The organism is Romboutsia sp. (assembly GCF_051659545.1).
Classification (GTDB): domain Bacteria; phylum Bacillota; class Clostridia; order Peptostreptococcales; family Peptostreptococcaceae; genus JBOFOR01.
In genome coordinates this window covers 1-11,577 of record NZ_JBOFOR010000002.1, presented here as the reverse complement: position 1 = coordinate 11,577, position 11,577 = coordinate 1, and the positions used below count along the sequence as shown (strand labels likewise).

General features: G+C 28.9%; 13 protein-coding genes. 10 read left to right on the top strand and 3 right to left on the bottom strand.

Annotated elements, in window-relative coordinates:
• The first annotated feature begins 137 nt into the window (after positions 1-137).
• Complete coding sequence (locus ACRC03_RS00150; protein WP_438650513.1) at positions 138-278, top strand: hypothetical protein; 141 nt, start codon at positions 138-140, stop codon at positions 276-278.
• Here the strand turns inward: ACRC03_RS00150 and ACRC03_RS00145 are convergent.
• From ACRC03_RS00145 to ACRC03_RS00135, 3 genes are all read right to left on the bottom strand, one after another.
• Positions 265-1,185: a hypothetical protein gene (locus ACRC03_RS00145; protein WP_438650512.1), complete on the bottom strand. Its 921-nt coding sequence runs from the start codon at positions 1,183-1,185 to the stop codon at positions 265-267. The two genes, ACRC03_RS00150 and ACRC03_RS00145, sit on opposite strands and share 14 nt — an antisense overlap.
• A 477-nt stretch (positions 1,186-1,662) precedes the next feature.
• Positions 1,663-1,884, bottom strand: a complete 222-nt coding sequence (locus tag ACRC03_RS00140) for a hypothetical protein (protein ID WP_438650511.1) — start codon at positions 1,882-1,884, stop codon at positions 1,663-1,665.
• 79 nt (positions 1,885-1,963) lie between these two features.
• Positions 1,964-2,557: a hypothetical protein gene (locus ACRC03_RS00135; protein WP_438650510.1), complete on the bottom strand. Its 594-nt coding sequence runs from the start codon at positions 2,555-2,557 to the stop codon at positions 1,964-1,966.
• 341 nt (positions 2,558-2,898) lie between these two features.
• Between ACRC03_RS00135 and ACRC03_RS00130 the strand changes: the two genes are divergently transcribed.
• From ACRC03_RS00130 to hcp (ACRC03_RS00090), 9 genes are all read left to right on the top strand, one after another.
• Positions 2,899-3,720, top strand: a complete 822-nt coding sequence (locus ACRC03_RS00130) for a nitroreductase family protein (protein ID WP_438650509.1) — start codon at positions 2,899-2,901, stop codon at positions 3,718-3,720.
• A gap of 356 nt (positions 3,721-4,076) precedes the next feature.
• Positions 4,077-5,801: a hydroxylamine reductase gene (hcp, locus tag ACRC03_RS00125; RefSeq protein ID WP_438650508.1), complete on the top strand. Its 1,725-nt coding sequence runs from the start codon at positions 4,077-4,079 to the stop codon at positions 5,799-5,801.
• Between the two features lie 158 nt (positions 5,802-5,959).
• Entirely contained in the window at positions 5,960-6,631 is a 672-nt protein-coding gene (locus ACRC03_RS00120) for a Crp/Fnr family transcriptional regulator (protein ID WP_438650507.1), read from the top strand.
• Between the two features lie 77 nt (positions 6,632-6,708).
• Positions 6,709-7,719, top strand: coding sequence for an anaerobic sulfite reductase subunit AsrA (gene asrA / locus ACRC03_RS00115; protein ID WP_438650506.1), 1,011 nt, complete (start codon positions 6,709-6,711; stop codon positions 7,717-7,719).
• The gene (gene asrB / locus ACRC03_RS00110; RefSeq protein ID WP_438650505.1) at positions 7,720-8,511 is read left to right on the top strand and encodes an anaerobic sulfite reductase subunit AsrB; all 792 of its coding nucleotides are present in this window, start codon (positions 7,720-7,722) and stop codon (positions 8,509-8,511) included. It begins immediately after the preceding gene.
• An 11-nt stretch (positions 8,512-8,522) separates the two neighbouring features.
• Positions 8,523-9,485 carry a sulfite reductase subunit C gene (asrC, locus tag ACRC03_RS00105; RefSeq protein WP_438650504.1) on the top strand — a complete coding sequence of 321 codons (963 nt, stop codon included), beginning with the start codon at positions 8,523-8,525 and terminating at the stop codon, positions 9,483-9,485.
• Positions 9,486-9,494: 9 nt separating this feature from the next.
• The gene (locus ACRC03_RS00100; protein ID WP_438650514.1) at positions 9,495-9,698 is read left to right on the top strand and encodes a formate/nitrite transporter family protein; all 204 of its coding nucleotides are present in this window, start codon (positions 9,495-9,497) and stop codon (positions 9,696-9,698) included.
• 300 nt (positions 9,699-9,998) lie between these two features.
• Positions 9,999-10,175 carry a hypothetical protein gene (locus tag ACRC03_RS00095; RefSeq protein ID WP_438650503.1) on the top strand — a complete coding sequence of 59 codons (177 nt, stop codon included), beginning with the start codon at positions 9,999-10,001 and terminating at the stop codon, positions 10,173-10,175.
• A 32-nt stretch (positions 10,176-10,207) separates the two neighbouring features.
• Positions 10,208-11,577: hydroxylamine reductase (hcp, locus tag ACRC03_RS00090; protein ID WP_438650502.1), on the top strand; the 1,370-nt coding region annotated here is incomplete at its 3' end.

The following is an 11,577-nucleotide window of genomic DNA, read 5'->3' as shown; positions in this document are numbered from 1 at the left end:
AATAACAGATTTTTTTCTAGTATCGCTGTAGTAAAAACAGCAATAAATAAATTTATCGATGAAATAAATAAAGTTCCTACAAATACAATAGATAGACTATGTGTAAGAATGTAGAAACTCTATTAGAATATATATATATGAAAAAAATCGTATTAATATTTGTAAAAGCTTTTACAGGATGGATAGGAAAAAACTTGAGAGATAAACTAATAATAAGACATATAAAAAGTGCAACTAAAAGGGAATGCAGATGTAAATATTACTTTAGTCTATATTAAATGATTCAAATACTAAATTACCACTAGATTTTTGGTCAAATATTATATTTACAGATTTGATATTACTCAAATTGATTTCCTCAAACATACTTAATGGCACTGTAACCTGTCTAATTGGAGTTAATGTATTCCAATACTTAAGTACTTTACCATCTCCTAAATCAAGTGAATCAAGTTTACCTAATGGATAAGTGATTAGGTTAGAGTCTGTGGGTACTATTACCTTTACAGCACTATTTTTATTGTCTACTAATTCAATAGTAAGCCCTTGAGATTTACCAACTTCATTTAACTCACTAGAACCATCTATCAATACATTCATATTAATATTTTTGTATGAACTAAAATCAGTTATATTAGGATCAAAGGATATTTGTGAATTAATAGTCTTCCATGATACACTTAACAAATCGATTGTACCATCTATTGATTTTGGTAAATATACACCAGGCGCACTATCATCCGGAGCACTAAGTGATTCTTTTATTGATTTAATTTGAGCCTCTTTTAGTATAAATTTATCCTTGTCATTTATGTTTATTAAAGGTTTTGAGTGAGTAGTTTGTAAGTAGTTATAAACATTATTGTTATTTATTTTTAATATAGAGCTTTGATCTGTATTATAGATAGTATTTTTTTGATTATTATACACTGTGTTTAAAAAATCAACCACAAAATTCTTTGCAAAATCTTCTTGCTCTGTACGAGTTAGTTGTTTAGACACATCAAGAGATGATTGATACAGCAAGGCATCGTTTCTTTCCGTTTCTGAGTTAAAGTAGTTATGATTAGCATTTTCTAGTAGTACTGCTGAGAGCAGCTTTTGTTTATCTAAAAGTCTTAGCTTTTCATATATTCCTAGTCCTGCAAAATCTACTACATCCCCGTCTAATCTTCCTATTAGCATGGAAATATTCTCTACATCTGTATCACAAGATGTATCTATAGTGTTTTGTGTTGGAGCTAGTGATAGGATATTTTTTATATTGTAACTATTTTTTTAAAGTTTTTCTTTATCACTAGCTATATCAAATACTATTTCTCCAGCTGTTGAGTGGCCAATTAGTGTTATTTCATTTAGGTCTATTTTATTTGTTAGATCAATATTAAAGATATTTTGCCCTTGGTTTGCTTGTTGTAGTTTTTCTAGGTGTTTGTATAAGACTTTTGGAATAGCTACATATTCGTTGTTGTCTCCTTGTTTCCAGTCGTAGGTTGCATTTACGTCTATGCTTAGGGCTAGATATCCATTTTTTGCTAGATATTTTGTTAGGTATATAAATCCAGTGTCATATCTTTTTTTGTTATCGTTGTCATGGCATCCATGTAGGATTATTACTGGTTTTAGTTTTTTAGGTTTAGTATCAGTAGGTACTGAGATTATTCATCTTAAGTCAAATTTTACTTTTCTATCTCCTGGTATTGGTACTGTATCTTTTCCTAAGTTGAAGTCGATTGTTTGCTGATTATAGTTTGAGGTTGTATTTTGTGTTACTTCATATGGTGCTAGGGTTTTGATAATGGGTTCTTTTGATGTGTAACATCCTGTTATTAGTAGTGATGATACTACTAGGGATAGAATCATTGTATTTATTTTTTTGTTCATACAATACTTGCCCTCCATGAGAAAAAGACACCGTCTAAAATCTAGACGGCAACTTAGTATTTTAAGTACCACAAACTTCTTATACCTCTTTATCAATTAATGAACCTTTTTTTATTTTCATATATTTTAATTCTTCATTTAAAATTTTCTTTTCACTTTCAGATTCTTCGACTACTTTGTCTAGAGCTGCTAATTTTATTTTTCCTTGTATTGGTGAAATTAAACCTTTACTAAGCATACTTCCTATATTACCAATTGCAGTAGAAATAATTTGTTGTTTTTCTTTAGGATTTTTTGCTTGTTTTAATTGTTTTTTAATATCTTGTGCTTCTTTATTAGCTTGCTCTGCTTCTCTTCTTAAATCTGGATAACTTTCACTTATTAAACGTTCTTCCTCTTGTGTAAGTTTTTCCCCTTTTGCTATTTTTATAGCAATTTTTTCGGCTAAAGACATTTCTTTATTTACGTCAGCAGAAAAAGCTGCGGACTCTGCTTTTTCAAAAGTATTTAATCTTATATATTCCTCCTTAGATAGCTCATCAGGTTTGATTCCGCTAGCTATCTTTTTTTCAATATCTAATATGTCTTCCGTAGGTTTCAAGTACCTTTTTATTCCATTTGGCTTAAATCCTAGATTATTATTAAAAAATGATGTAAATCCTCCTATTTTCATATAAATCACTCCTTTCAAAGTTTTATACTTTAATTATCGGAATATATTGCTATACCCTTAGTTAAATGCTAGTAGTATTTTAGAAATAGCTCAATGCGGTAATTATGAAAAAGTAATCCAAACTATTACAATTAGATGAATTTTGTTAAGTTTATGCTAATTAGAGAGTATAAAAATTATATTGAATTAGTTATTAATTTTACTATAGAATTAGGTTATAATTAGTATTAGATAATAAAAATCATCTATGAATTCCTTTACTAAAAAATACTTAAATGAATACAATATTTATGATATAGGATAAAATTAGATACAAATATAGAAAAGGAGCACTTAAAATTATGATGAATGTAAATCGTGAAAAATGTATTGCATGTGGACTATGTATTAAAGATTGTCCAGTAAAGTGTATAAAACTTGTAGAGGGTAAAGCAGAGGTAGACAATGGTAGATGTATGAAGTGTGGTCATTGTATAGCTATATGTCCAGTTAATGCAGTAACTACAGATGAATATGATATGGACGAAGTAAAAGAATATGATAGAGAAAACTTTGAAGTAAATCCAGAAAATTTACTAAACTTTATAAAATTTAGAAGATCAGTAAGAAACTTTAAAAATATAGATATTGAAAATGATAAGATAGAAAAAATAATTGAAGCAGGCAGATTTACTCAAACATCAACTAATAGCCAGGATGTATCTTACATAGTAGTAAAAGAACAAAAAGAAGAATTAAGGGAAATGGTATTAGAAAGTCTAAACAATATGGGTCAAAATATTTTAAACAACTTAAATGAACAAACAAAGCCATTTGAAAGATATGCCAGAATGTGGGTTTCAATGTATGATGCATATAAAAATAATAAAGATGCAGAAGATAGAATATTCTTCAATGCACCAGCCATGATACTAGTAGTATCAAAGACTCCTATAAATGGAGGATTAGCATCTACTAATATGGAACTGATGACTAACGCACTTGGTTTAGGAACTTTTTATAGTGGATTTTTAGTAAGGGCATCTCAAGGTAATCATAAAATGAGAGAACTGTTAGGATTAAAGGATGGAGAAGAAATAATTACATGTATGGTAATAGGCTATCCAAATGTTAAGTATCAAAGAACTGTACCTAGAAAAACTCCACAAATTACGTGGAAATAGTTAGCAAGCCAAGCCATTTCATGCATATATTAGTATTCCATGATTCCAGAGCAGTTATTAACATATTTTTAAAAATAAATTAATTAGACATACTTTAATAGTGAAAAATTACTATTAAAGTATGTCTTTTAATATGAATTAACTAAGTTTTTGTATTTATAATATATCACCAAATAAATCATATTTTAAGTAAAATAAAAATATTGTTTAATTTATTTTCTGTAACAAATGTTACAGATATTTATTAGAAATCACTATATACTATAATTATATTAATCAATAAAAAATATAAAATTAATTAAATATACTCACATAAAAAGGGTATAAAAAATACACATTTAATAGGAGAGAATGATATGGAAAATTCAATGTTTTGTTATCAATGTCAAGAAACTGCAGGATGTAGTGGTTGTACTAAATTTGGAGTATGTGGTAAGTCACCAGAATTAGCAAGAATGCAAGATTTATTAGTATATGTAACAAAAGGTTTATCAGAAGTAACTACTAAACTTAGAGCAGAAGGAAATTTAATAGATCCAGAAATAAATCATTTAATAACTATAAACTTATTTACTACAATAACTAATGCTAACTTTGATGATGCAGTATTTTATGCAAGAGTTAAGGAAACTTTAGACGTTAAAGAATCTTTATTAGCTAAATTAGCTAACAAAGAAAACTTATCTCAAGCAGCATTATGGAATGCAAATTCAAATGCTGAAATGGATGAGAAGGTAAATGTATTAAGCAAAATAAAAGATGCTATACTTGGAAGTGGAAAAGAATCTGTTGATATAGATAAAATACTAGATGAGAAATCTACTAAAGTTGGAGTTCTTGCTACTAAAGATGAAGATGTAAGAAGTTTAAGAGAACTTATAATATATGGACTTAAAGGACTATCTGCATATGTGAAACATGCTAATGCTTTAGGATACGATAATGAAGAAGTAAATGCATTTATGCAAAGTGCTTTATCAAAAACTTTAGATGACAATTTAACTATAGATGAACTAATAGGTTTAACTCTTGAAACTGGTAAATTTGGGGTAGACGGTATGGCATTATTAGATAGTGCAAATACAGGAACTTACGGACATCCAGAAATCACTAAAGTAAATATAGGTGTAAGAAATAATCTAGGAATACTTGTATCAGGACATGATTTAAAAGATTTAGAATTATTATTAAAACAAACAGAAGGTAGTGGAGTAGACATATATACTCACTCAGAGATGTTACCAGCTCACTACTATCCAGCATTTAAAAAGTATTCTCACTTTGCAGGAAACTACGGAAATGCATGGTGGAAACAAAAAGAAGAGTTCGAAAGTTTCAATGGACCAATACTAATGACTACAAACTGTATAGTACCACCAAAAGATAGCTACAAAGATAGAATATTTACAACTGGTGCAGCAGGATTTGTTGGAGTTAAGCATATAAAAGGTGAAAGCGAAGACAATAAAGATTTCTCTCAAATAATAGAAATGGCTAAAAACTGCCAACCTCCTACAGAAATAGAAACTGGAGAAATAGTTGGAGGATTTGCACATAATCAAGTATTTGCACTTGCAGATGCAGTAGTTGATGCTGTTAAATCTGGTGCTATAAAGAAATTCTTTGTTATGGCAGGATGTGACGGAAGAGCTAAATCTAGAGATTATTATACTGATTTCGCAAAGGCTTTACCAAAAGATACAGTAATATTAACAGCAGGTTGTGCTAAATACAAATACAATAAATTAGATTTAGGGGATATAGGTGGAATACCTAGAGTATTAGATGCAGGTCAATGTAATGATTCATATTCATTAGCACTTATAGCACTTAAATTAAAGGAAGTATTTGAACTTAATGATATAAATGAATTACCAATAGCTTATAATATAGCATGGTATGAGCAAAAAGCTGTAATAGTATTATTAGCACTTCTTCACTTAGGTGTTAAAAATATTCACTTAGGACCAACTCTACCAGCATTCTTATCACCAAATGTAGCTAATGTATTAGTTGAAAACTTTGGTATAGGCGGAATAACTAATGTTGAAGATGATTTAAAAATGTTTTTAGAAATGTAAAAATTCAAAAAAATTATGAAGAGAAATAGATAAGTCGTTTTATAACTTATCTTTTTCTCTTTATTTTTTGTAAAGGTATATAGTTTAGGTAGTATAATATAAATAATAATTATTATTAGAAGGAGGTTGTGTACTATATTTAAGTACACATAAAAATTATGAAAATAGATAATATATGTGTGTTTGAGAATATAAAAGAAAAAAGTAAAAAAGAGTTACAAGAAGTCATGTCAGTTATAAATTTAAAGAAGAAAAATATATTATTTGAAGAAAAAGAATTTATTAATTGTATTTACTTTTTAAAAAAAGGAAAGGTATCTGTATATAAGATAAATGAAAATGGAGAAAGAAAAATAATATTTATTTTAAAAGATGGAGATATGATTAATGAAGTTTTGCTTCATGATAAGAAAAATACATCATTTGGATGTGAAATTTTCGAGAATTCAACTATATTACAATGTTCTTCAGCACAATTTATCAAAATTATGGAAGAAGATTTTATATTAACTAAAAACGTATTATCACATACACAAAATTTAAATAGAAGATTATATAGGCAACTTAAAAACTCTATATCTATAAGAATAGACAAAAAACTAGCAGCAAAACTTTACAGAATGGGAAAGGAGTTTGGTATAGAACAAGGAGAATGGACCTATATAAATGCTAATATTAATATTACATATATTGCAGATATGTTAGGTTGCAAAAGGGAAAGTTTATCAAGAGCCATGAAGCAACTTCAAGAAAGTGAATTGGTTAAAATTGAAAATAAAAAAATATATATAAAAAAAGATGGATTATCCAAGTATTTTAAACATAATTAAAAATGTGTGAGATATATCACGGCTAAAAAAGATATTATATATTATTATTTAATTAACAAAGTTTGGGAGGAAAATATATGAAAATAAAATTAAGTAAAAACAGCTTTAATGATGGGCTTAGTTTATTAAAAAAAGAATACAAAATATTAGCACCAGTAACTATCCCTTTTAAAGGTGTATATTCCGATACAGATTTAACTAAATATGAGGAAATAAGCAAAATAGAAGAAATAGAATTTAATAAAAAATCAAACTTCTCACCTAAAGAAGTTATACTTCCAATAACTCAGACCTTATTTTATTTTACAGAAAAAGAATATAAGACTAGTGACTTAGATAATAAAAAGTTACTAATATTTTTAAGAGCTTGTGATATAAATGGAGTAAAAAGGTTAGATGAAATATATCTTAAAAACGGAATAGAAAAAGATTATTTCTATGAAAGATTAAGAGAAAAAGTAAAGTTTGTTCTAATTGGATGTAGTAAAAGTTTTAGAAATTGTTTTTGTGTAAGCATGGATTCTAATAAAACTGATAACTACTCAATGGGATTAAATATAGATGGTGATGATATTTATTTAGATCTAAAAGATGAGGAGTTAAATATATTCAAAGGTGAAGAAAGTGAATTTGAAGTTGATCATGTAAAAGAAAACCTTATCAAAATAGAATTACCTCAAAATATAAACCCGGTAGAACTATTAAAGCACTCAATGTGGGATGAATATGATACTAGATGTATAGCTTGCGGTAGATGTAACTTTGTCTGTCCAACATGTACTTGTTTTACTATGCAAGATATATACTACAAAGAAAATGAGAATGTAGGAGAAAGAAGAAGAGTATGGGCATCTTGTCAGGTAGATGGGTATACAGATATGGCAGGAGGACACTCTTTTAGAAAAAAACAAGGTGAAAGAATGAGATTTAAAACAATGCACAAGATATACGATTTTGATAAAAGATTTGGATACCAAATGTGTGTAGGCTGCGGTAGATGTGATGATGCATGTCCACAATACATATCTTTTTCTAAGTGTATAGAAAAAGTAAAAAATATAGCGGATACAAATGAGGGGGTAAAGTAAATGAATCCATATATACCATGTAGTTCAGAAATTATAGATATAGTTAAGCATACTGAAATAGAGTGGACATTTAGAGTATCATGCAGTACAGAAGGTGTACTACCTGGAAAGTTCTATGAGATTTCAATACCTAAATACGGTGAAAGTCCAATATCTGTATCAGGATATGGGGATGATTATGTAGATTTTACGATAAGGAATGTAGGTAAGGTAACTAGTGAGTTATTCGACTATAATGTAGGAGATAAATTCTTCATAAGAGGGCCTTATGGAAATGGTTTTGATGTGAATTTATACGAAAATAGAGAAGTTGTAGTTGTTGCAGGAGGAAGTGGATTAGCACCTGTAAGAGGTATAGTAGAACATTTTTACAATAATCCAAATAAATGTAAAAGCTTTAAATTAATAGTAGGCTTTAAAAGTCCTCAAGATATTTTATTTAAAGATGATATAAAAAGATGGAGTGAAAAACTAGATATATTAGTAACTGTTGATAGTGCTAGTGAGGATTATGATGGAAATATAGGTTTAGTTACAAAATATATCCCAGATTTAAAAATAGATGATATAAACAACATGTCAGCTATCGTAGTAGGACCACCTATGATGATGAAGTTTACGGTAGGAGAGTTCTTAAAAAGAGATTTAGCTGAACAAAATATTTGGGTATCTTATGAAAGAAAAATGTGTTGTGGAGTAGGTAAATGTGGTCATTGTAAGATGGATGATACTTATATATGTATAGATGGACCAGTGTTTGATTATTCTTATGCAAAGAATTTAATAGATTAGGGGGTAGGATTATGATAAGAGATTTAAATACAAAAAAGATAATGAAAAATGCTTATAGAGTAACTAAAACAAAATATGAAACTTCTCTTAGAGTGAGAATACCAGGTGGTTGTGCAGATCCTGAAAGTTTAATGATAGTATCAAAAATAGCAACAGAGTATGGCAATGGCGAAATACACATGACTACAAGACAAGGATTTGAAATACTTGGAATAAAAATGGAAGATATGGAAGAAGTAAATAAATTAATACAGCCAGTAATAGAGAAAATGAATATTAATCAAACAGAAAAAGATAAAGGATATCCATCAGCAGGAACTAGAAATGTAGCAGCGTGTATAGGAAATAAAGTTTGCCCTAAAGCACAATATCATACAACAGAATTCGCAAGAAAAATTGAAGATGCAATTTATCCAAATGACTTACATTTTAAAATAGCCTTAACAGGATGTCCAAATGACTGTATAAAAGCAAGAACACATGACTTTGGAATAATAGGTATGACACTTCCCTTATATGAAAAGGAAAGATGTATCTCCTGTGGTGCATGTGTAAAAAAATGTGAAAAACTTTCTACAAAAGCACTTAAAATGGAAAACTACAAAATAGTTAGGGACCATGATAAATGCATAGGTTGTGGAGAATGTACATTAAACTGTCCAACATCTGCATGGACTAGAGATTCTAGAAAATATTATAGACTTGCAATTATGGGTAGAACAGGAAAGAAAAATCCAAGACTGGCAGAGGACTTTTTAATATGGGCAGATGAAGAATCTATTATAAAGATTATACTTAATACTTATAAATATGTTGAACAATATATAGATAGAAGTCTACCTAAAGAACATATAGGATACATCGTTGATAGAACTGGATTTATGGAATTTAAAAAATGGGCTTTAGAAGGTGTAAATCTAGATGACATTGTAAAAATAAATGAAAACATTTATTGGAGTGGGATAAAATATTAATTTGCTTTTATAACTAGTGGGTTTGAACATAGTATAGCAAATATGACAGTATTTGCAGTTGCATTATTATCAAATGCTATTCAAGGTGCTACTTTAGCAGGTGCTGTATATAATTTAGTGGTAGTCACTATAGGAAATATTGTAGGCGGAGCTTTAGTAATGGGACTTGGAGCTTACTTATTAGGTAAAGAGGATGTAAAAGTTAAGGCTTAATAAAATATTAGAATTAAAAGGTTATTATTTACTTGATTGTTAAATAATAGCCTTTTTTATTTTGATAGGAAGTCAAGTCATTGTAATGACTTGACTAGGACCTCCAGCAATTCGCATATTGACGGTTTTTGTCAAGTTCATGCTAGGTTAAGTGGTAAAGAAATAACAGAGTTTTAAAACGGACATCAGGTCAAAGAATACTAATAAAAAACTTAAAAGAAGAAGACCTATAATCTATATACATGAATAAATCGAATATGGTAAATATAAGACCATATTATATAAAAGGAGTGCGGTTATATGGATTATCCAATGTTTTGTTATCAGTGCGAACAGACAGCTGGTGGAAAAGGCTGTACTAAAGTAGGTGTATGTGGAAAGACACCTGAAATAGCAGCTCTTCAAGACTTACTTATATATCAAATAAAAGGGATAAGCTGTTATGTAAATGAATTAATAAAAAAGGCGATAAAATAGATAAATATATCGTTAGTTTTGTTGAAAATACATTGTTTACAACACTTACAAATGTTAACTTCGATGGTGATGTTCATGAAAAAATGCTAAGAGAGTCACAAAAAATAAAGCAAAGTTTAAGAAGTAAAGTATCTAATTGTGAAAACTGTTGTGAACAAGCTACATATAATTTAAGTGATACTAGAGACAAAATGTTGATTGATGCTAAATGTGCAGGTATAATGTATGACCAAGATTTAGACGCAGATATACGTTCTTTAAGACAAACTATCATATATGGACTAAAGGGCATATCAGCATATGGCCATCAAGCTAGAGAGTTAGGATATTACAATGACCAAGTTGATGAATTTTATTTTAGAGCATTAGCTGCAACTTGTGATGATAAATTAACTGTAGAAGATTTAATAACATGGACTATAAAAACAGGTGATATTAGTGTTGCTATTATGCAAAAACTAGATGAAGCAAATACTACTATATATAAAAATCCATCACCTCATAAAGTAAATATTAACGTTAAAAAGGGTCCGTTTATAATAGTTTCAGGTCATGATCTAAAAGACTTAGAAATGCTTTTAAAACAAACAAAAGGAAAGGGAATAAATATATATACTCATGGAGAAATGATTCCTTCTCATGGTTATCCAGAGCTAAATAAGTATCCTCATTTAGTAGGAAATTTTGGTGGAGCTTGGCAGGATCAACAAAAAGAATTTGATAATATACCAGGATGTATCTTAATGACTACAAACTGCTTAATGAAGCCTAGAGATTCATATAAGGATAGAATATTTACAACTAGTGTAGTTGGATGGGATGGAGTTAAATATATAGGAAAAAGTGAAAATGGTGAAAAAAATTTCAGTGAGATAATAAATAAGGCTTTGGAACTTGGAGGATTTAAAGAAGACCAAGAACCAAAAGAAATATTAGTAGGATTTGGGCATAATGCTACTTTAAGCAATGCAGCAGCTATAATAGATGCAGTTAAATCTGGCAAGTTAAGACATTTCTTCTTAATAGGAGGGTGTGATGGAGCAAGAGCTGGAAGAAACTATTATACAGAGTTTGCAACACAAGTTCCAAATGATTGTATAATACTTACATTAGCATGTGGTAAATATAGATTCAATAAATTAGAGTTTGGTGAAGTAGCAGGACTTCCAAGACTTTTAGATGTAGGACAGTGTAATGATGCATATTCAGCTGTAAGAATAGCTTTAGCACTAGCAGATGCATTTGATACAAATGTAAATAGTTTACCACTATCTATAATATTATCTTGGTATGAGCAAAAAGCAGTTGCAGATTTATTAGCGCTTTTATCATTAGGTATAAAAGGAATATATCTAGGACCAACACTACCTGCATTCTTAAGTCCAAATGTACTTCAGTATTT